At 50.3% G+C, this 24,762-nt stretch carries 3 protein-coding genes; all 3 read left to right on the top strand.

Annotated features, from left to right (window positions below; all coding sequences use genetic code 11):
- The first annotated feature begins 33 nt into the window (after positions 1-33).
- From JNUCC22_RS11170 to JNUCC22_RS11160, 3 genes are read left to right on the top strand one after another with little or no spacing between them, the layout of a single operon-like run.
- Positions 34-12,636, top strand: coding sequence for a type I polyketide synthase (locus JNUCC22_RS11170; protein WP_216061731.1), 12,603 nt, complete (start codon positions 34-36; stop codon positions 12,634-12,636).
- Positions 12,637-12,654: 18 nt separating this feature from the next.
- The gene (locus JNUCC22_RS11165) at positions 12,655-18,966 is read left to right on the top strand and encodes a type I polyketide synthase (RefSeq protein ID WP_216061730.1); all 6,312 of its coding nucleotides are present in this window, start codon (positions 12,655-12,657) and stop codon (positions 18,964-18,966) included.
- Between the two features lie 23 nt (positions 18,967-18,989).
- Positions 18,990-24,716 carry a type I polyketide synthase gene (locus JNUCC22_RS11160; protein ID WP_216061729.1) on the top strand — a complete coding sequence of 1,909 codons (5,727 nt, stop codon included), beginning with the start codon at positions 18,990-18,992 and terminating at the stop codon, positions 24,714-24,716.
- Positions 24,717-24,762 lie beyond the last annotated feature (46 nt).

Raw genomic sequence — 24,762 nt, 5'->3', positions numbered from 1 at the left:
GAAAAATTCTTTTGTACAAGGGATGGTATCCTCATGAAATGTATTAACGAATTTTTAAGAACGGTAATAGCGCAAAAGCTGGGTGCCGAGATGACCGAAGCGGAAGATAAAACCGCTTTTTTTACTCTTGGCGTGACGTCTCTCATCAGTGAAGAAATCATGACCATATTGCATAAAGAATTTACCGGCCTTTCTGAAACGCTGCTGTTTGAATATCCGAACATTGAGAAATTGAGTGAGTTTTTAAGTGCGCAGAAACGAAATCCCGAAAGCGTTCTTGAATTCAAAGAAACGGAGCCTGATACGGGAAGCCGGCAGGAAGAAGAATTGCTTCCTGTACAGGCGGCTGAAAAGGTGCCTGAACCGGCAACGGACGGGAGCTCTGATATTGCGGTTATCGGAATGAGCGGGATGTTTCCGAAAGCGGAAAACCAGCATGATTTTTGGGACAATTTAATGGAAAATAAAGATTGTGTCTCCGAAATCCCAGAGGACAGATGGGACAGCTCTTATTACTCGGAAGAGAAAACGGCAGAATACGCGTCATACAGTAAATGGGGAGGTTTTATTGATCATCCGGATCAATTTGACCCGCTGTTTTTTTCTGTTTCCCCGTGGGAAGCTGATTTAATGGACCCTCAGCAAAAATTGTATGTCACGTGCTGCTGGGAAGCGATGGAGGATGCCGGTTACGGGAACCCGGCGGCGAGGCCGACGGATCAAATTGGTGTATTCGCCGGAGTGACCTGGAATGAATATTCATTAATTGCACACGAAGAAGGTTTCCTCAAAGATCAGTACAAAGGCCCCGGCTCCTTATATTGGGGCATTCCGAACCGGGTTTCTTATTTCCTTGATCTCCATGGCCCGAGCATTGCTGTTGATACGGCGTGTTCTTCATCGCTTGTCGCCGTCCATCAGGCTTGTCAGGCCATTATGTCGGGCGACTGTGAAATGGCGCTTGCCGGAGGCGTCAACCTCAGCTTACATCCGCAAAAATACATGTTTTTAAGCCAATCGCATTTTCTGTCTTCTGAAGGAAAATGCCGCAGTTTCGGTGAAGGCGGAGACGGTTACGTGCCCGGCGAAGGCGCGGGAGCCGTTTTGTTAAAACCATTGAAAAAAGCGATTGCGGACAAAGACCACATCTACGGTGTCATTAAGGGGTCCGCCACTAATCACGGCGGCAAAACGGCCGGGTATACGGTGCCGAATCCGGAAGCGCACCGGGACCTGATTTTATCCGCTCTAAACAGAGCCGCGGTAAGTCCGGCGGATATCAGCTACATTGAAGCTCACGGAACCGGCACGGCGCTCGGCGATCCGATTGAGATACGCGGCCTTTCTATGGCATTTGATAAACAGACCGATGAGAAAAATGACTGCGGAATCGGCTCGGTGAAATCCAATATCGGACATTTGGAAGCGGCTGCAGGGATCGCCGGTTTAATCAAGGTGCTTTTAAGCATGAAACATGAAACGCTTCCCGCCAGTCTGCACTCCGAGGAACTGAACCGCAAGATTTCTTTTTCTGATTCGCCATTTTATGTCGTCCGAAACAACCGGCCGTGGCCGGCTGAAGGAGATAAACCGAGAATCGCCGCAATCAGTTCATTCGGCGCAGGAGGCTCTAATGCCCATCTGATCGTAGGTGCTTATCAGCCAAAACGGCAAGCGGACGGGAATACTGAGCAAAAACCTCATGCCGTCGTATTAAGCGCACATTCCGAACAGCAGCTGAAAGAATATGCCGGGAAATTGAGCTTCTTTCTTGCCCGATTGGAAAACTCGCCTTCTGCCGGCGGATACAGTCTGGAAAATATCGCTGCCACCTTATTGTCAGGCAGAGAGCCTTTCTCCTTCCGGCTTGCTGTCATTGCATCATCCCTTTCTGAGCTGAAACAGCGATTGGACGGATTTGTAAGCGGTCACAGCGATGACAGGCATATTTACTTCGGAAAAGCCTCACCCGGGCGGCCGGACGTTTCAGGCCAGTCTGTTTCAGATCCTGAGAAATTTGCCGCGCTATGGGTGAAAGGCCTTCAAGGTTGCAAAAAGCCGGAAACGCCGTATCAGAAAGTTCCGCTTCCTACGTATCCGTTTTTAAAGGAAACGTCCTGGCTGACCGATCAAAAAAAGCGGTATACAAAAAAGCCCCAAAATATCAAAAGGCGTGAAGCGCTGCATCCTCTGCTTGATGAGAATGTTTCATCCGCCCGGAAAGGGACGTTTCAAAAGATATTTTCCAAGGATGAATATTTCTTTAAAGATCATTTAGTGAACGAAAAATATGTGCTTCCCGGAGTCTGTCATCTGGAAATGGCGGCATACGGCGCGGCATTGTGGGGAGAACGCCCGGCCGTCTCTCTTCAAAGTGTGTGGTACATGGAGCCGATTGTGACAGGGACAGACCCAAGATCCGTCATGATAGAGTTTGAAGCAGAAAAAGAGCGTATAAGCTATGTCATTAAAGAAAAAGGAGCGGACGGCACCCTCTTTTCGCAAGGAGAAGTGATTTGTAAAGAAAAAGGAGCGTCTTTTGAGGCCCCGGCCTTTCAGCTCCCGGCGCCATTTGCGCACAGAACGGAGCCGAAAGACATCTATCACTCGTTCTCTGAGGCGGGAATCGTGCAAAAGGACAGTTTTCAGGTCATCCGCGAATTCTCTTATACAGAAAGGAAAGCACTGGCCAAATTAACGCTCCCGTCACACTTGGAAGCCGATTTTAAACAGTACATCCTACATCCGTCCTTAATGGATGGCGCTGTTCAAACCGCAATGGCGCATGTGCTGCAATTTCAAAAAGAGCCTGCGCTTATCGTACCGTTTTCCTTCGGAGAAATACAGCTGCTTGAACCGTTAGCGAAAACCGTATTTGTGCATGCGGAGGTAAAAGCGGCCTCCGTTCACCAATTTGATCTGCATATTTGTGATGAGCGCGGGGTGCTGTTGGCGGCAGTGAAAGATTTTATCATAAAAGAGGTGCAGGAAAGCGCCGGGTTTAACCAAAAAGCCGGCGTCACGCCGAAGAAAAGCCGTGAAACGGAATTGCTTATGACACCGGTTTGGAACACCGTCACCATTCCGGAAACCGGCATGCCTTTCATGCGTGAAGAAAAAATAATCGTCATCGGGGCCGGGCCGGATTTTCAGCAGGCTTTGAAAGAGATGTATTCCGATGTCCGTTTTCCGGACATCACTTCTTTGGACAGCGCGGAACAAATGGCTGAAACAGTGAAAGCGCAAGGTTCTTTTCAACACATGATATGGGCGGCGCCGGATCATCCCGTTCCATCCGTTTATGATGCGGATACGGCCGACGGACAGGAGCACGGGGTCATGCAGCTTTTCCGGCTGATAAAAGCGCTTCTGCTTCTGAATTTTGACACGGAACAACTATTATTGACAATCTGCACGTTTCAAGCACAGCCGATTCATGAACATGATGAGGTCAATCCGAGTCATGCAAGCATACACGGATTAGCGGGGTCGCTCGCAAAAGAATACAGCAATTGGAGCATCCGGCTTCTTGATTTGGAATCTCAAAGGGGAGACCGGCATCTTCCTGATGTCTTCTCTTTACCGGCGGACCCCGAGGGAAATCCGTGGGTCTTTCGTGCAGGTCAGTGGCACCGCCAGCAATTGGCCGTCTGCCGGCCTCATACAGATGAGCCTTCATTATACCGGCACGGCGGGGTTTATGTGATTATCGGCGGAGCAGGCGGAATAGGAGAAGTATGGACTGAATATATGATTCAGACCTATCAGGCGAAAATTGTCTGGATCGGGAGAAGGAAAAAAGATACACAGATTGAAAGAAAACTGAAAAGACTCGCAGCTTTAGGTCCCGCACCGCAATATTTCAGCGCGGATGCTGCGGATTATGACTCTCTCAAACGGGCGTTTGACACCATTGTGAAGGAAAATGGAAAGGTCCGCGGAATTATTCATTCCGCCATCGTGTTATCAGACCGAAGTTTTGCCAATATGGAAGAGGATCAATTCCGCGCTTCACTTTCTGCAAAAACTGATGTCAGCTTGCAGATTGCCCGGGTAGCTGAAGGGGAACCACTGGATTTCTTGCTGTTTTTCTCTTCGATGATGTCGTTTCAAAAAGCGCCGGGACAGAGCAATTATGCCGCCGGATGCACGTTTAAAGACGCTTTTGCTAAGCGGATCTCACAGAAAGCGCCGTATGCTGTAAAAGTTGTCAATTGGGGCTTTTGGGGAAGTGTCGGCGTCGTGGCCTCAGAACAATACCGGAAACGGATGGAGCGGGACGGAATCGCTTCTATTGAGGCGCCCGAAGCGATGAAAACGCTGGAAACCCTGCTTTCCGGACCTCATGACCAGCTGGCGCTGATCAAAACGACAGATCCGGTTTTTATGAAAGACGATCTGAAAGAACAAGTAACGGTTTATCCGGAAAAGATTCCTTCCGCACTCGGACAATTAGCGGTTAACATCACGCACAATGACGAAGCTGAGCGGTTAAAAGCATCAAGTGTCATGAGCTGCATGAGAGAGTTGGAATCCCTTATTGAAAAAATGCTAGTATCAACCCTTTATGAGATGGGAGCCGGTCTTGATCAGGCTTTGCCGTTATTTCAATCGGCTGCCGGCATAACGGAACAATACAGCAGATGGCTGAAAGAGAGCTTTGTCCTCCTGACTGAATTAGCGCTTGCTCCGGAAAAAACGGATCTAGGGCAGGTGTGGGAGGAATGGGAGCGGAAAAAAGAGACTTGGCTGCGCCAGAAAGACATGAGGGCGCATGTCAAATTGGCAGAAGAGACATTGCGTGTGCTTCCAGACATTTTAACCGGTAAGCTTCCGGCAACGGAAGTGATGTTCCCTGACTCCTCCTTCCGTCTTGTGGAAGGCATTTACCGCAATAATATCATTTCTGATTTTTTCAATGACAAGCTTGCTGACACATTGATTGAAGTTTTGAAGGAACGTCTGGAAAAAGACCCGCAGGTGAAAATCCGCATTTTAGAAATCGGAGCCGGAACGGGCGGGACGAGCGCCGCGGTCATGAGAAAATTGAAACCGTATGAAGCGCATATTGCCGAATATTGTTTCACGGATATTTCTAAAGCATTTCTTTTACATGCAGAAGACATATTCGGTCCGGAATATCCTTATGTCACTTATAAAATATTCAACGCTGAGCAGCCGGTATCAACAGAAGCGCCGGACATCGGCACGTATGACGCAGTGATTGCGACCAATGTGCTTCATGCGACAAAAAATATCCGCTCTGCGCTGCGCCATGCGAAAGCAATGCTGCAAAAAAACGGCCAGCTGTTTATAAATGAGATCAACAGCCGTACCATATTCAACCATGTGACATTCGGCCTTCTTGAAGGCTGGTGGCTGTATGAGGATCATGATTTACGGATTCCGGGCTGTCCGGGGGTTGAGCCGGCCGGCTGGGCGGAAGCGCTTTCGCTTGAAGGGTTCGTCCATCCTCTGTTTCCGGCTGAAGCCGCACACGACTTAGGCCAGCAGATTATAGCGGCTGAAAGTGACGGAACGGTCAGGCTTGCCCTCCCGCAGGCGTCAGAAGAGAAGCCGGAGCGCCGTCCGTATGACGCAGATGGTCTTTCGGATGATACTTTGCATTTCAGCCTGAGAGAAAAAAGCGTTGAACTGATGAAGAAGGTAATCGGTGAAGCGCTTAAAGTGCCGGCGCATCGTCTTTTATCCCATGAACCTTTAACCGCATACGGATTGGATTCCATACTGGTCGTCAGACTGACCAACGCGTTAAAAGACGTCTTCGGTTCTGTCAGCAGCACTTTGTTTTTTGAATATCAAACCATTGATGAGCTTGCTGATTACTTTCTGTCTTCCCGTAAAGAAGCGCTCGAGCGGCAATTCGGGAATGGACGGGCTCATCCCGAAAACGCCGGATGGGTGCAGGCTCCCGCAGAAAGCGCCGCGCCGATTCCAAACGTAAGAGAACGGGGCATCGCATATCTGACGGAGTTAATAGGAAAAACGCTGAAGATTCCGAGCGGGAGAATGGATCCGTCGGTTTCCTTAACCGCATACGGTTTGGATTCTATTCTGGTCGTCAGGCTCACGAATGCTTTTCGTAACGTGTTTGACCAAATGACCAGCACCCTCTTTTTTGAATATCAGACGATAGAAGAAATCGCGGATTACCTGCTTCTTTCTCAGCGGGGAGCATTTATGAAAGCGATGGGTGTGCGTGAGGAACAGCTGTCTGATCACACAGATAACCCGAATGTAAAACAAAACAAGATTCCTCAAAACGAGGAAGGCGAAAGGACGAACGGAGATCCCTATATCCAGAATATCGCTGTCATCGGTCTGTCAGGCCGGTATCCGGGCGCCGATCACGTTGATGAGCTGTGGGAAAATGTAAAAGCCGGCAGGCATTCTATTACTGAAGTGCCGAAAGATCGCTGGGACTGGAAAACGTTTTATAACGAGGAACGCGGAAAATGGGGGTCCATTTATTCAAAATGGGGCGGTTTTCTCGATGACATTGATACATTTGATCCGCTGTTTTTCCGTATATCTCCCGCGGAAGCTGAAAGGATGGATCCGCAGGAAAGGTTGTTTCTGCAGACTGCTTATTCAAGCATTGAAGATGCGGGGTACACCCCGGCCACGCTTTGTGACAGCCGGAAAATCGGAGTCTTTGTCGGTGTGATGAACAGCAATTACCCGACAGTTCCCAGCGACTGGTCTATCGCAAACAGAGTATCGTTTTTGTTCAATTTCCAAGGGCCGAGTATGGCTGTGGATACAGCCTGCTCTTCTTCTTTAACAGCTGTCCATCTCGCCGCAGAAAGCCTGCGGAGCGGAATGAGTGAAACAGCGATTGCCGGCGGAGTCAATCTTATCGTTGATCCGGCCCACTATGAGCGGCTGTCCGCTTTTTCAATGCTGTCTCCCGGTGATAAATGCAAATCTTTCGGAGACAGTGCGGACGGTTTTGTTGACGGTGAAGGAGTAGGGGCGATTGTGTTAAAGCCGCTTGCTCAAGCGGAGAAAGACGGCGATCATATTTACGGTGTTATCAAAGGAAGCATGCTGAACGCAGCAGGCAGGACAAACGCTTATATGGTGCCGAATCCGAAAGCGCAGTTTGATCTGATCGCAGAGACGTTGAAACGAACAGACATTCACCCGAGAACGGTCAGTTACTTGGAAGCCCACGGAACGGGCACTGCGCTCGGTGATCCGATTGAAATCGACGGGTTAACGAAAGCTTTTCGCCTGACAACAGAAGATCGGCAGTTTTGTTCCATCGGTTCCATTAAATCAAATATCGGACATTTAGAAAGCGCTGCCGGGATTGCGGGGATCACCAAACTGCTTCTGCAATTGAAACATAAGAGGATTGCCCCTTCATTGCATGCGGCGGAATTGAATCCGAATATTGAGTTTGAGCACACTCCGTTTTTCGTACAGCAAAAAGAAACGGAATGGAAGCGACCTGTCTTGAATATCACGGGTGAAATGAAGGAATATCCGAGAATTGCCGGCATTTCCTCGTTTGGAGCAGGAGGTTCAAACGCGCATGTCATCATTCAGGAATATGTGCCGTCTGACAGCCTGAAACCAATGGAAAACGCGTCTGTTTCTCCGCAAAAACCGGCTGTTATTATTTTATCAGCGCGAAATGAGCAGCAATTGACAGAGCGCGCCCGCCAGCTTCTGGATGATGTCATAAGAAAAAAACGTTCTGACGGGGATTTAGCCAAGATCGCTTACACGCTTCAGGCGGGAAGAGAACCGATGGCTGAGCGGCTTGCATTTACGGCCGAGTCGATAGAAGAACTGAAAATGAAGCTTATGAGTTTCTCAAACGATCATAATATCGAACATGCTCATATCTGGCGGGGCAGGACAGCCAAACATCATTCATTGGCGGCTTCACTCACTTCTGATGAAGATATGGCGCTTACCATAAATGCCTGGCTGAGAAAAGGGAAATACGGAAAGCTGCTTGACCTTTGGGTTAAAGGACTTGACGTCGATTGGTCAGCTCTTTATCAGCGCAACCCGGGCCGCATCAGTCTCCCGGCCTACCCTTTTGCCAAAGACCGCTATTGGGTCACAAAAGCTGATGTGTCACTTGACAAAACAGGCTCAGCGAAAAGTGAGAAAGCAGCCAGACTTCACCCGCTGCTCCATACGAATACATCGACCTTTACCGCCCAGCGCTTTACTTCTGTTTTTTCTGGACATGAACCGTTTTTTGCCGATCATATCGTCAATGAAAAACGGGTGCTTCCGGGCGCGGCTGCTTTAGAAATGGCCCGGGCCGCCGTTACGCTTGCCGCTGAAGACCTGCCGGGCGGGAAAACGGGTGTCCGGCTCAAACAGATCGTTTGGCTCCGGCCGGTGACGGCGCTTTCTGAAGGAGTGACGCTTCATGTGAAGCTTCAGCCGGAAGAAAACGGAGACATCGCTTTTGAAGCGTATGCCGAAGGAGAAGAGCCGCTTGTCTTTTTCCAGGGAAAGGCCGTGCTCGAAGAGACGGAGCGTGCTCCTGTTCTCAATGTGGAAGCGGTTCAGGCGCGCTGCGGCGGCCGTCACTTGTCAAAGGCTGAGTGCTATGAAGCATTCGACAGCCTCGGCATCACCTACGGACCGTCGCATCAGGCGCTTGACGCCGTCTATGCCGGAAGCGGAGAAGTGCTCGCGAAGCTCATTCTTCCGCCGTCCGCCCGCGAGGAAAAGGAGCCGTTCATTCTGCATCCAAGCATGCTGGACGCCGCCCTTCAGGCTTCTATCGGTCTCGTGCTCTCAGACGGTTCCGCGTCCGGACGGCCGTTTCTGCCGTTTGCCCTCCAGGATATGCAGGTGTTTTCTGCGTGCCGTGAGACGATGTGGGCGGTGCTTTCCTCAGCGGAAGGCGCCTATCATATTGAGCTGTGTGATGAAAACGGCGAGGTATGTGTCCGATTGACGGGGCTCACCGCCCGTTTTCTGGAAGAGGAAACGGAGGAAAAACCGCTCTTGCTTCAGCCAAAGTGGCAGGAATCACCGCCGGGTGAAGGCGGCGGACAAGAAGAGTCTTTCAGATACGTGACGCTGTATGGCGGAATGAACGCTGAGGACATAAGCGGCGCCGTATGTGCGGCTGACAGCGAAGGTCCGATTGAAGACCGTTATGACGCCTGCGCGGCGGAGCTGTCAGCGATCGTCACGCGTCTTATCAAAGAAAAACAGAAGAAAAAAACGCTGATCCAGCTTCTTGTCCCCGACAGGGGGGAAGACAATGTATTGGCGGGGCTGGCCGCTTTCCTGAAAACGGCTCACCTTGAACATCCGAAGCTGTACGGCCAAGTCATCCAAGCTGATCCGGACGAGTCAGCATCAGCGCTTCTTGCCAAGCTGAAAGAAAACCGGGCGCATCCTGAACAAGCGGAAATCCGTTATGAAGACGGCAAACGTCTCGTCAGAAACTGGCGTCATCTGCCGGCCTCTCAAAGCGGCGCCGTTCCGTGGAAAGACGAAGGGGTCTACCTCCTCACCGGGGGAGCGGGCGGCATCGGCCTGATTTTCGCTGAAGAAATAGCCTCCCGCGTCAAAAACGCCGTCCTTGTATTAACGGGAAGGGCGGAAGCGCTTGATAAAGACCGCTCCGCCCGCTTACGGCGCTTGGCAGCGACGGGCGCCCGCGTATTGTATCAACCGGTAGACGTGACAGACAGGGCGGCGGTCATCGCCCTCGTCCGCGGCATACAGGAGGAGCACGGAACACTCGACGGGATCATTCACGGCGCCGGCGTGATCGCTGACAATTACATTCTGAACCAGACAGAAAACGAACGGAAGACCGTCATGGCGCCGAAGGTGAAAGGGCTTATCAATCTTGATGAAGCAGCGAAAGATGTGCGGCTGGACTTTTTCATTCTGTTTTCTTCCTTGGCGGGAGGCATGGGAAATCCGGGGCAGGCCGGTTATGCGGCAGCCAACGCATTTATGGACGTATATGCAGCCCGCCGGAACCGTCTCGTGCGGGACAACGAGCGGAGCGGGAAGACCCTGTCCGTCAACTGGCCGCTTTGGGAAGAGGGCGGTATGCGTGTGGACAAAGAGACCGAACGGCTGATGTACGAACAGACCGGAATGAAAGCCATGCGATCAGCCTCAGGCATCCAAGCGCTGTACGCCGCTTTTGCCTCCGGAGAACACCAGGTCATGGTGGCAGAGGGCGACGAAAAACGGATTCGAAAAAACCTGATGCCTGAAACGCCGGAACCGCCGGAACCGTCCCGTAGCATTCATGTGTCAAGGAAGACGCCCGTCCATATGCCGAATAAAGTACAAGCGGAACTCAAACATATGATATCAGGCATTCTGAAGGTGAAAGAAGACGAGATAGATGCTGAATCAGAGATGAGAGATTATGGCTTTGATTCGGTTTCATTCACGCAGTTTGCAAATGAACTAAATAAAATGTATGGGCTTGAACTGACACCGGCTGTGTTTTTTGAATACCCGACAGTCTTTCGTTTTGCCCAATACTTGCTGACGGAACATCCGGATACATTCGGCTCACAGGCAGAAACAGAAACGGAGAAACCGGTTGTGCGTAAAAAAATGAAGACGGAGCCATTCTCGATTCCGTCCCGTCTTCCTAAAACAAAAACCGCAGCTGCACCTGAGCCCGTGGCGATAATCGGAATCAGCTGTGCATTTCCAATGGCTGAAAATCCGGAAATGTTTTGGGAGAATTTAGCCGGAGAAAAGGACTGCATTTCTGAAATACCGCCGGAGCGCTGGGACTGGAGACAGTATTACGGAGAACCGCAGAAAGATAAAAATGCGAGCAATGTAAAGTGGGGCGGCTTCATTGATGAAACCGCTCAATTTGATCCTTTATTTTTCGGTATTTCTCCGCATGAAGCCGAAATGATGGATCCTCAGCAAAGACTTTTAATGATGCATGTATGGAAAGCGATTGAAGATGCCGGCTGCTCTGCCAAAAGCCTGTCAGGAACAAATACAGGCATTTTTGCAGGCACGACAAACAGCGGTTACGCTCAGGAAGCTTCAAAGTTCCATATAGAGATTGAGGGTTCTTCCGCCGCCGGTACGGTTCCGTCAATCGGTCCGAACCGCATGAGCTATTTTCTGAATATACATGGGCCGAGCGAACCGATTGAAACCGCCTGTTCAAGCTCATTGGTCGCTGTTCACCGTGCGGTCAGGGCAATTCAGGCCGGAGACTGCGGCATCGCAATTGCAGGAGGCGTCAATGCTATTGTGTCGCCGGATATGCATATCAGCTTTAATAAAGCGGGAATGCTCAGTGAAGACGGGCGATGCAAAACATTTTCCGATCAAGCGGACGGGTATGTCAGAGCTGAAGGTGCGGGCATGATTGTTTTGAAAACATTATCCGCTGCGGAACGTGACGGCGACCGTATTTATGCCGTTATTCGCGGAACGGCGGAAAATCATGGCGGACGGGCGGCTTCCCTTACATCGCCGAATCCGAAAGCACAGACAGAAGTCATGATAAAAGCTTATCAGCAAGCGAACATCGACCCCCGTACAGTGAGTTATATTGAAGCCCACGGCACGGGAACGGCGCTCGGAGATCCGATAGAAATCAACGGACTCAAAGCGGCTTTTGCAGCGCTTTATCAGAAAGCCGGAGTAACGGCACCCGATCAGCCTCATTGCGGCCTCGGTTCCGTCAAAACGAATATCGGCCACACAGAGCTTGCCGCCGGCATGGCCGGGCTTTTAAAAATTATTTTGCAGATGCAGCACAAAACGCTTGTGAAAAGTCTGCATTGTGAAACCGTTAATCCGTATATCAGCCTCGATGGCAGCCCGTTTTATTTCGTCCGCGACACTCAGCCGTGGAAAGCGGCGACTGATGATAGCGGAAATGAACTGCCGCGGAGAGCGGGTGTCAGCTCGTTCGGATTTGGCGGTGTCAACGCTCATGTCGTGCTCGAAGAATATGTTTCTCCTGTTGAAGAGAAACAATGGACGGCCGGTGAACTTCAGCCGTCCTTATTCATTCTCTCGGCAAAGACGGCGGAACAGCTGAAGGAACGTGCGGAACAGCTGCGCAGATATTTGGAAAAGACACATTCAGCTGACGGAGCTCTTGCGGGTATCGCTTATACGCTTCAGCTTGGCCGGGATGAAATGGAAGAGCGCCTAGCCGTCATTGCTGAAACAAAAGAAGAGCTTACGAACGCGCTGAATGATTTCCTCAGCGGCAAGGAGACGGGGCAGAATTTCTTTACAGGCCGGAACAAAGCGATGAAACAGCTGTTTACAGAGATGACGGACAACGCAGAAATGAGCGGGACCGTAGATCAATGGATGGAAGCAGGAAAGTATACAATGCTTGCAAAATTATGGGTGCAAGGTTTACATGTCGACTGGAATAAATTATATCCGGACGAAAGGCCAAAAAAAGTCAGCCTGCCCGTCTATCCTTTTGCGAAAACACATTGCTGGATACCGCACAGTGCGCAGCATATAAGGCACCGGGAGACTTATGAGATTGATACGTCCCCGCTTGAGACTTATGAGCGCCTGCTTGATGAATTGGAGAAAAACGAAATAAGCATAGAAGCCGCTGTAAAAAGAACGATCGGTTTTTACAGAGATTAGCGTAATGGAGGAAACCATATGAAAGAGTTTCTGCACCGGGTTTTTTCTGACGTCAAAAATAAAAAAATGACAAAACAGGATGCGATCGGCATTTTGCGCGATTATGATATGCGGATGGGACTTCGCCAAGCGGATTCCCTTCATCCGCTTGCTCAGCAGCATATTTCCGATGAAACGGGACAGGGATTCTCGGCAGCTTTCAGCGGCCGGGAATTTTTTCTCGCTGATGTTTCTTTACAGCGTAAAAAGCTTATGCCCGGAGAACTTCTTTTGGAAATGGCGAGAGCTGCGGCTGTTTTGACAGTAAAGGAGACTGAGGCTGTCCGGCTGACACATATCGTGTGGTCAAAGCCCATTCTGACTGAGGCTGAACCGTTCCATATCGAAATCAGGCTGATACCCGCAGAGGGTGAAGCCAAAAGGTTTGAGATTTATAATCCATTTTCTGCCGATTTCAGTCATCATGATGTGTACAGCCAAGGGACGATTCAGCTAGTTGATGCTGCGCCTGGCATGCTGGATATCAGCCGCTTGAAGGAAAACAGCGGTTCCCTGATGGATCAGCAGCAAATTGAAGCCATCACTCAGAACGATACCGTTCAATACAGTGAGCACATGAAAGGAATTGAGCGTATTTACGCCTCAGCAGGACGGATGCTGGCAGACATATCAATTCCATTGACAAACCAAAAAGAATCCGCCCGATTCGGCCTCCCTCCCTGTGTGATGCAAAGTGTGACAGAGGCATGCGCGCTGCTTGGCGGCAAAGAATATAAAACGCTCGCCCCGGTTTCATTGGACGAGCTTTTGTTTTATGAACCTTGTCCTGACAAGGTATGGGCCGAGATACAAGAGAAGGCGGGGAGCTTTTATATTGATTTATGTGACGAAGAGGGGAAAATATGGGCTTCCCTATCAGGGTTGAAGCTGCAGCCTGTCATCAAGACGGGCGCTCCCGGAAAAACCAATGCCGAACACCGCAGTGAACGTTTGTATGAACAAACGCTTCTTCAGCTCAAAACGCTGTTTGCCCTGACTACAAAAATTGCTGTTTCCAACATAGATACTGAAGAGCCGCTGGAAACCTACGGAATCGACTCAGTCACTGTGACGAAATTGAACCGCGAATTGTCTCTGCTTTTCGGTGACCTTTCCAAAACGGTTTTTTACGAATATAAGACACTGGGATCTCTGGCAGCTCACTTTGTCACGGATTATCCAAAAGAATGCCGAAAATGGACAAATGATGATGACCACCGTTCAGGCATATCAGAACAGGTTTTGGCAAATGAAGATTTTCCGGTGCTTCCGTCGTTTATCAAGCGAAAGAAACGGCCTTCTTTATCCAATGAGAACCAGACAAAAGAAGGGATTGCGATTATCGGAGTCAGTGGACGTTATCCGCAAGCTGAAACACTTGAAGAGTACTGGGATAACTTAGCGGCCGGAAAAGACTGTGTGACGGAAATTCCCGAAGAGCGCTGGGAAAAGGACAAGTACTACAACCCTGATCCTGAAGCGGCCGTGAAAGAAGGGAAAAGTTACAGTAAGCGGGGCGGGTTTCTGAAAGAAGCCGCTTTCTTTGATCCGCTGTTTTTTCAAATTTCACCCCGTGATGCTTTGAATATGGACCCGCAGGAGCGTCTCTTTATTGAAATGTGCTGGCAGGTGCTGGAGGATGCCGGTTATACGAAGGAACAGCTTGAGAATTTGTATAACGGCCAGGTCGGCGTTTTTGCGGGCATTACGAAAAACGGGTACGGAATGTACTGGAAAAACGGCGGCACCCTGCAGCCGAAAACGTCGTTCAGTTCAGCGGCCAACAGAGTTTCCTATTTTCTTAATCTGAAAGGGCCGAGCATGCCGGTCGACACGATGTGCTCATCTTCGCTGACTGCAATTCACGAAGCGTGTGAAAACATCCTTCGCGGCGAATGCGACATGGCGATTGCCGGCGGTGTGAATGTGTATACGCATCCTTCGGCTTATGCGGAGCTCAGCGCCTATCGAATGCTTTCAAAAGACGGAACGTGCAAAAGTTTCGGTGAAAGCGGGGACGGATTTGTTCCCGGGGAAGGCGTCGGGGCCGTGCTGTTAAAGCCGCTGTCAAAAGCGATGGCTGATAAGGACCATATTTACGGGGTGATTCGCGGCACTCATATCAATCACGGCGGCAGAACAAACGGGTATACAGTGCCGAGTCCGAGCGCCCAGGCTGACGTGATTTCCGGCGCGCTTAAAAAATCAGGAATACATCCGCGGATGATCAGCTGTATCGAAGCACACGGCACGGGTACTGAACTCGGAGATCCGATCGAGATTGACGGTTTGACCCGCGCATTTCAAACGAAAACGTCTGATAAAGGTTTTTGCGCCATCAGCTCAGTTAAATCCAATATCGGGCATTTGGAAGCCGCGGCAGGCATTGCCGGTGTAACGAAACTGCTGCTTCAGTTTCAAAAACGACAGCTGGCTCCCTCTTTACATTGCAGAAAATTGAATCCGAATATTGCATTCGACCGGACGCCGTTTGTGGTGCAGCGTGAATTGGCAGACTGGAAACGGCCGGTCATTGAGGAAAACGGAGCGCAAAAAGAGATTCCGAGAATCTCGGGAATCTCTTCTTTTGGCGCGGGCGGGGCAAATGCCCACATATTGATAGAAGAATATATTGAACCTGATAGGGAGATTTATGAGCCATTCACAGATGAAGATCCCGCAGTCATTTTATTATCCGCCAAACTGGAGGCCAGCCTGAAGCAGCGGGCGCAGCAGCTTCTTCAAGCGATCAGAAAAAATGACGTCACAGACCGCAGCCTCCGGGATGCGGCTTACACCCTTCAAACCGGAAGAGAAGCGATGGAAGAACGTGCGGCGTTTATCGTGACGTCGACAGAGCAGTTAGCGGAAAAACTGCAGCGTTTTATTGACGGCGGGACAGACGGCTGCTTCAGGGGAAAAAGCAAACAGTATAAAGACATTCTAGCCGTTTTTAAGGATGAAGATATGCAGGAAGCCGTCCGTAAATGGATGAAAAGAAAAAAATTCGCGAAGCTTCTGGAACTTTGGGTGAAAGGGCTGAAGATTGATTGGTCAGAGCTTTATAACGGCAGCCTGCCGCACCGCATCAGCCTTCCCGGTTATCCATTTATAAAGGATCGGTATTGGCCGGACGATGCAGCGCCGGACAATGTTCGTGATGCTGAAACACATTCTGAAACATTTCGTGAAATCCGCTTTTTACAGAAAAGCTGGGCAGAAAGCAGCAGTGTTCCGGCTAAGGAAATGCGGGGCGTCATCGGAATAGCTGCTGATCACCAGACAGGAAATTTAGCCGTTGAGCTGTCCCGTTATTTCCCCGAGTCTGAAATCATTGACGCTGCATCACCGGAAATATCCGGGGACGCGGCCCGATTCGGCGGTCTGATTGATGTGACCGGATGCGGGACGGAAATCAATCATGATGACGGCTGGATTCATCGTCTGCAGTCTCTCATTGACAACAGAAACCGCGGCCGAAAGCTTCAGCTGCTTTGTGTGACAAAGGGGCTTGAACCCTTTGCAAATGAAACGATAAATCTCTCAGGTGCAAAAAAGGCCGGATTGTACCGGATGCTCCAAAGTGAGTATAAGGATATCCGCTCGCGGCATATGGATGCAGAACGGACTGCCGAAGATCCTGAGCTGGCAAACCAGATCGCAGATGAGTTTTTTCGCGATTCTGAAGACATCGAAGTGTGTTACCGAAACGGTGTGCGCTATCACGCGCGGTTAAAGGAAACAAACAGCTTAGCTGAAAAAGAATTTTCATTTCCGAAAGACCATGTGCTCTGGATCACCGGAGGGACCCGGGGACTCGGATATTTATTTGCCCGGCATTTTGCCGAACGTTACGGAGTCACGAAACTCGTGCTTACCGGAAAAGAAACAATGCCGCCGAAAGCGGAATGGGATGATCATATCAAACGGAATTCCCCGTTTTCCGATAAGGTGAGAAGAATTAGAGAGCTCGAACAAAAAGGTATCCGAACGGAAGTGCTGTCTGTATCTTCCGGCCCTGAATATGAGCAGGCCGTCAGCCGTGTGAAAGATCAAATGGGGCCGATAGGAGGCGTGTTACACGCAGCGGGAGCCGTAGATCTCGATCATCCGGCCTTTATCCGCAAAACAAGCGAACAGATGATGCCCGTGCTTGAGCCTAAAACAGACGGACTGGACCTTTTGTATCAAGCGCTGCACAAGGAGCCTCTCCGGTTTTTTGCGCTGTTTTCTTCAGTGTCCGGCGTGATGCCGGAATTAGGAGCGGGACAAAGCGATTATGCCATGGCTAACGCCTATATGGATTATTTTGCGGCCGCAAAAGGTTTTCCGGTGCTGAGCATCCAGTGGCCGAGCTGGAAAGAAACGGGTATGGGCGAATCAAAAAGCCGGGCCTATCAGAAAAGCGGTTTAAAGAGCATCACTGACAGAGAAGGGCTGAGCCTGTTTGATGCCATCATGGCAGGCGATTGCGGATCTGTTATTATGCCGGCCGTCATTCACCCGGAAAAATGGGAGCCTGACCGTCTGCTGCTTTCATCCGGCCTTACTGAAACAAAGCAGCAGGAACAGGCCGATACAGAAAGCGTTGAGGAGTGGCTGACGGGCATTTGCTGCCGGGAATTAAGACTGGAGCCGTCAAGATTTGAATCTGATACACCGTTTCAAGATTACGGAGCCGATTCCATCATGCTTGCCCAAGTGTCCAGAGCGATCGGAAAGAGGATCAAAGCTGACCTTGACCCGGCGGTGCTGTATGAATATCCTACGGTTGCTGCGCTGGCGGGATGGCTTGAAACAGCATATCCGGAAATCAAAGCTGCCGTTTCAAAACCGGTTCAGCCTGTAATCCCGGACGCTCCCAAACAAACAGCAGCCGCTGTTATTCAGCCTTCTCGTGCTAGAGCGGCGCAAGACATCGCTGTTGTCGGAATGTCCTGCCGTTTTCCGGGAGCTGAATCAATTGAAGCTTATTGGAAGCTGCTGTCTGAAGGAACGTCAGCCATTCAAAGGGTTCCGAAAGAGCGCTGGAAAACGGAGAAGGCGGATTATGCGGGCCTTTTACAAAATGTAACGCATTTTGACCCGGAGTTTTTCCTTATTCCCGAAGAAGACATTAAGGCGATGGATATCCAGTCCTTTCTTATATTAGAAGAGGCGCTTCATCTGTTCAGAGACAGCGGTTACTCTTTACAAGAAATGAAAGGCAGGTCAGCCGGTGTCTATTTAGGAGGACGCGGCGGCAGTATGCCTGATGAAAACCGTCTGAAGCATGCAAAAAATCCGATAGTCGCAGCCGGTCCGAATTACTTAGCGGCCAATCTTTCTCAGTTCTTTGATTTGAAGGGGCCGAGTCTTGTTTTGGATACGGCCTGTTCTTCAGCGCTTGTCGGTATGAATATGGCGATACAGGCGCTTTCTTGCGGTGAAATCGACTCAGCGGTGGTCGGGGGAGTCAGTCTGCTGGAATCCGGTCAAACCCACCGGATGTTCGAACTTCGCAATCTGTTAAGCGAAGAGCCTGCGTTTCATATTTTTGACCGCCGCACCGGCGGCATCGTATTGGGAGAAGGCGTCGGAATGGTGTATTTAAAAACAGCGGCCCAGGCTGTAAAAGACGGGGACCGGATTCATGCGGTCATTAAAGGCATTTCCGTAAACAATGACGGCAGAACCGCGGGGCCTGCCACACCGAATATACAGGCGCAGAAAGAAGTGATGGCCAAGGCGCTTGCCAAAAGCGGCAGAAAAGCGGAGGATATCAGCTACATTGAAGCAAACGGTTCAGGCTCTGAAGTAACAGACCTTTTGGAACTGAGGGCGATTGAAGCGGTGTACCGTATGCAAAACAGCGCGCCTTGCGAATTGGGGTCGATGAAGCCGAATATCGGACACCCGTTATGCGCTGAAGGGATTGCCGGATTCATTAAAACAGTGCTTATGCTCTCGCGCCGAATGCGTGTGCCTTTCCTTTCGGGCAAAGAGCCGATGACACATTACGATCTGTCCGCCTCGCCGTTTTATTTTTCGCAAGCTCTGCGTGAATGGACGGATTCACCGCGGATTGCCGCTGTCAGCAGCTTCGCTGACGGAGGGACGAATGCCCATGTCATAGTGGAAGCCTGGGAGCAAGAGGCGTATACCCCGGTCAGAAAGCCTTTGCCGAGACAGGAATTAAAACGCCGGCCCATTCGTCCGGACAAAGCCGAAAGCCTGCATGGAAACGCACATAAGTCCCGTCCGAATACGTTTTGGAAACAAATGAAGACTTACGATTGCGCTGAAAATTGAACGTCGATATGGAGGAAGTTCATATGCAAGAGCAGCTTCTTATTAACAATCAGCATCCCGTTCTGAAACATCATAAAGCCTATGGAAAGGAACTGCTGCCGGGTCTGGCTTATATTGACCTGATCTATCAGACTTTCAGAGAAAACAGTTTTTTTCATGCCGGCCTTGAACTCAGGCACTTATCGATTTTTCACCCTTTAGCTCCTGAACAGGGAGAAACAATCCTGCTTTCCGTTAATTGTACAGAGAACGGCGAAGGGCAGTGGAAGGTAGAGGTGAAAGGGCAAAAACAAGGTGACGAAGCAGCAGAGACAAAGGTATATGCCGCGGCGAAAATGCATTCCGTCAAGCCCGCCGGCTTCCAAGAAAGCGTCCGGAGGGATGCCGTAAAACAAACGGCGGCAGAAATACCGCTTGAGGACATTTACGCGGAATGCAGGGATCAAGAACTGGTTCATTCAGGAATGATGAAAGGCTGCGGAAGCGTCTACCAAACTGAAAAAGAGATTTATATTGATCTGTCGGTGCAAAAGGATCAGCTGGAACATGCAGAAGAGACGATGTTTCATCCCGCATTGATAGATGCGAGCAGCATCGGCTCCAATGTATATCTCGCTCCTTTGACGAGGAAGGAGGGGCAATTATTTCTGCCGCTGTTTTATGAATCGTTTTATTGCGCCGAATTGCTGCAGACGACATGTATCACCAAGATAAAAAAAGAATCCGTCACCCGTAAGAAAGATCTCGTTTACGTGACAATGGAGTTTTTCAATGAGGAAGGCAGAAAAGTCGGCGAACTGAAAAACTTCGCCAATAAACTGGTGAGGGACCCGGAACAGATCAATCAGAAACGGCAAAAGAAAGAACCTGACGGGCGGAATGCCGTCCCGGCTCCGCAAGCGGAACCGGCGCCTTCTGAGCCCCGCCGTGCGGAGGCTTCCGCCGGCCTTACTGAACAGTGCATCCTTTATTTAAAAGAATTGCTTGCCGCCCGATTGAACAAACCTGTGAAAGAGATTGACCCGGATATCGGCTATTATGAAATGGGGCTGGATTCTCCGGGGCTGTTGGACATGGTAAAGGAAATTGAACAAAAAATCGGAACGCAGTTACTGCCGACACTGTTATTTGAATACACGACAATCGCGGAATTAGCGGGATATTTGTGCGAACATTACGGAGCCGGTTTTGGCCATGCTCAAAGCGGGCATTCAAGTGCTGAGCCTTTGCCCCGGGAAAAAAAGAGGACAACCCAAATCCGCGTGAAAAAATCGGCGTCAGCCGGAACGCAGAATGGAGATATTGCGATCGTCGGGATGGCGGGACGGTACCCCGGCGCCAAAAATCTTCGTGAATTTTGGACAAATTTAAAAAATGGAGAAAACAGCGTAACGGAAGTGCCTCGTTCCCGCTGGGATACGAGGACATATGAGCATTTGCGATCGCCGTCCGGCAAGCCGATTTCCAAATGGGGCGGTTTTATAGACGATCCAGATTGTTTTGACGCGAAATTTTTTCGGATTTCTCCGCGGGAGGCAGAAGCTAAAGATCCGCAAGAACGATTGTTTTTAGAAACATGCTGGGAAACGATTGAGGATGCGGGCTACACCCCGGAAACAATTGTTCAGCCGAAAGGGCCGAATAAGAGAATGAACGTCGGTGTGTTTGCCGGGGTGATGCATATGGATTATTCTCTCGCCGGCGCTGAAGCTGCGGCCAAAGGGCTGGTCTTTCCTTATCCCTTGAACTATGCGCCGATCGCAAACCGGGTTTCATATTTTTGCAATTTTCACGGGCCGAGCATGGCGGTTGACACGGTGTGTTCGTCATCTTTGACGGCCGTTCATATGGCGGCGGAAAGTCTGAGACGCGGTGAATGTGAAGCAGCTCTTGCCGGAGGCGTCAATTTATCATTGCACCCGACAAAATATATCACATACGGCTTGATGGATATGCATTCGAGTGACGGGCTGTGCCGCACGTTCGGCGAAGGAGGCACAGGCTATGTCTCAGCTGACGGCATCGGGGCCGTGCTGCTGAAGCCGCTTCACAAAGCCGAAGAAGATAAGGATCATATTTATGCGGTGATAAAAGGCAGCGCCGTCAATCACGTGGGGACCGTCAGCGGGATTACCGTGCCGAGCCCCGTGGCGCAGGGGGATATGATAGCTGAATGTCTTGAAAAGACGGGGATCGATCCCCGGACGATTTCTTATGTGGAAGCGCACGGAACCGGAACTTCTTTAGGAGATCCGATTGAAATACAAGGTCTTGTTAAAGCTTACCGCACGTTTACGGAGGATCGGCAATTTTGTGCGATCGGTTCCGTTAAATCGAATATCGGACATGCGGAATCAGCTGCCGGGATCAGCGGGCTTCATAAAACGGTTTTGCAGCTGTTTCACAAAACGCTTGTCCCTTCTTTGCACTCAGAGACGATTAATCCGTATCTCCGTTTAGAGGACTCGCCATTTTACGTGCAGCAAAAAACCGAGTCATGGAAAAGGCCGGCGTATACAGAGAACGGCCGTGAACATGCCTGCCCGAGACGCGCAGGCATCAGTTCATTCGGGGCGACGGGTTCAAACGTTCATCTCATTTTAGAAGAGTACAGGCCTAAAAACCCCGGTATTACGGAGGATCAAGAGAGACCGTATATCGTGCCTCTGTCAGCGAAAAATCCGGAGCGGCTGAAGGAATACGCTGCCCGCCTGCTGATGTTTCTCAAAGATAAAGCGCTTGAAGGAAGCGGTCCGCTTCATGACAAAATAGATACAATGCAAAATCAGCTGGAAAATGCGTTGCGAGGTGTTCTGGCCGAAGTTCTGCATGTAGAGGCCGGCTCGGTAGATGATGAACAGGATTGGAAGGAATTCGGCTTGGATGTCATGCAGCTGACACAGTTTTCTGAGCTGATGACGGATCAATACGGGCTGGCAATAGACATGACTGATCTCATACAGCATACTTCCGTCCGGACTTTAGCAGAATGTCTTACAAACGATGAGAAACATAAGAATATTCTTTCCGGTCTTTTCGGCCAGTCCGGCTTAGATAAGCAGCCTGATGAATCTTTTTCCTTGCGGTCACTGGCGTATACGCTGCAAACGGGACGGCTGGCAATGGAAGAGCGGCTTGTTTTTTTAGTGAACGATCAAGCAGACCTGATCAGGAAATTAACTGAATTTACAGAACGAAAACGGCAGATTGACGGCTGCTTTCAAGGGCGGTCTGATAGCGGAACGGAAATCAGGGGTTTCCTGAATGATGATCAGGATACGGAGGAGCTGATCCGAAAATGGATGGACAGCGGCACTTACAAAAAACTTGCGGAGCTGTGGTCAAAAGGATTTGAGATAGACTGGACGCGGCTGTATCGGGAGGAGAAACCGCGCAGGATGAGTCTGCCGACGTACCCTTTTGCAAAGGAACGATATTGGATACCGGAGCCCGATCATCCCGTCACTTCCGCAAATACAGAAAGCAGGCTTCACCCGCTGCTTCACCGCAATACATCAGATTTGTTAGAACAAAAATTCAGTACGATACTGAACGGAGATGAATTCTTCTTAGCCGATCATATCGTCCGAAACAAGCGTGTTCTCCCCGGGGCGGCTTATCTTGAAATGGCGAGAGCCGCGGCTGAACTGGCTGCCGCGCCGTTAGCCGCTGGATACACGGCTAAAACCGGCATTTCGCTGCGGTATATCAGCTGGATACGCCAGGCCGTTCATAAAAAAGAGCCTCTGCGTATGACGACAGGGCTTTCTTTGGAGGACAACGGCAATGTTTCATTTCAAGTGTACAGCAATGAAAATGATTCAGACATTTATTGTGAAGGCAGCGCTGTGATTGAGCCGCTGTCTGAGGCGCCGGTTTTGCATATTGAACAGCTGAAAGCGCGATGCCGCAAAAAAGTGCTGTCAAAAGAAGACTGCTATGCGGCGTTTGCAAAGGCGGAAATTGTATACGGACCTTCACATCAAGGAATTGATTACATTTATTGCGGGGAAAAAGAAGCTTTGGCTAAATTGGTGCTCCCCGCTTCCGTTTCTGATGAAGCCGAACAGTTTGTGCTCCATCCGAGTCTGATAGATTCCGCTTTTCAGGCGGCCATCGGCGTTATGAATGAAGATCAAGCGGGTTATCCGGAGCAGCCGTTAATGCCTTTTGAATTGCATGAACTGACCGTTTTTCATCCGTGCAGTCCAAACATGTGGGCGGCCGTATTTGTGACGCATGAAACACCGGCCGTGCGAAGAATGGACATTGATATATGTGATGAACGCGGCAATGTGTGTGTAAGGATAAAAGGATTTTCTGCCCGGATGGCCGAAAGTGCGCCGGCCGTAACCGATAATAAGCAATACGATCTCCCGGGTAACCTTACCGGAGCCGTCAAACTGATGCAGGTATGGGACGCGGAACCGATAGACAACCAAACCGGCTTCCCCATTTCTGAAGCAAAAGCTGTCATCATAGGCGGTACAGACGGGCAGGCGGACGCGGTTTTACGATTGTTTCCTAAAGCTGTGCGATTTGATATCGGCCAAAGTGCTTCCGTTGAAGTGATATCTGATCGGCTCCGCCGTCTCGGTGAGATTCAGCATATGATCTGGTTTGCCCCTCAGCCGGCTGATTCTGACAGCCATGATCAAAAAAGCGGGGTGCTGCAGATTTTCAGAGCGGCCAAAGCTCTTATCGGTCTCGGGTATGGAAAGGAGCAGCTCGGGATGACGGTGATTACGCACCAAGCACAGCCTATCACCCAATATGATGAGGTGCGTCCCGCTCATTCCAGTGTGCACGGTTTCGTCGGGTCTCTCGCTAAAGAACATCCGAGCTGGCACATCCGTCTCGCCGATCTTGAAGACGGGGGGGATTTCCCCGCAGAAGACATATTCAGCCTGTCCCGCGACCGTACGGGTAAAGCATGGGTGCGCAGACATCAGGAATGGTACCGGCCTCAATTGCTTCCGGTCCAAAGCGAGCCATCTGAAAGTGTTCCTTACCGCTATGGAGGCGTATATGTCATCATCGGCGGTGCGGGAGGCATCGGCGAGGTTTGGACAGATTATATAGTGACGACGTATAAAGCCCGAGTCGTCTGGATCGGGAGGCGGCCGCTGGACAGCCGGATACGCCAAAAAATAGACCGGTACCGGCCATCAGGCCCGGCTCCCGAATATATAGCCGCAGATGCTTCTGATCTTCCATCGCTTCAGCGCGCCTATGAACAGATTAAAAACACATACGGCACCATCAGCGGCGTCGTTCATTCAGCGATGGTATTTGCGAATGAAAGCGTAAAAGATATGGAAGAATCACAGTTTCACGCCGGTCTTGCGGCGAAAGTGGATATTTCCGTCAACATTGCCGAAGTATTTGCGAAAGAGTCTTTGGACTTTATTCTCTTTTTCTCTTCGGTTATTTCATATATTAAGAATCCGAATCAAAGTCATTATGCGGCGGGGTGCGCATTTAAAGACGCATTTGCCCATGAGCTTTCCGGACGGCTGTCATGCCGGGTCAAAGTGATGAACTGGGGTTATTGGGAGCGGGCTGACAATCACATTTCTGAAGAGTTTGACAGACTGAGTGCAATCGGTCTCGGGCTGATCAGCCGGGCGGAAGGGATGCAGGCGCTGGAAACTCTGCTGACGCAGCCGATCTCCCGCATGGGGCTGATGAAGCTGACCAAGCCGATTCCGATCGAGGGAATGAACCCTTATGAATTTGTGACTATCTGATTGCCTGTCAAAATGACGGAGCAAATTTAATTTTCTTAGGAGGATA

Origin of the sequence: Bacillus sp. JNUCC-22 (assembly GCF_018861275.1) — a bacterium.
GTDB classification, from domain to species: Bacteria; Bacillota; Bacilli; order Bacillales; family Bacillaceae; genus Bacillus; species Bacillus velezensis.
The sequence above is the reverse complement of the archived record's forward strand: the minus strand, read 5'-3'. Positions and strand labels throughout refer to the sequence as shown.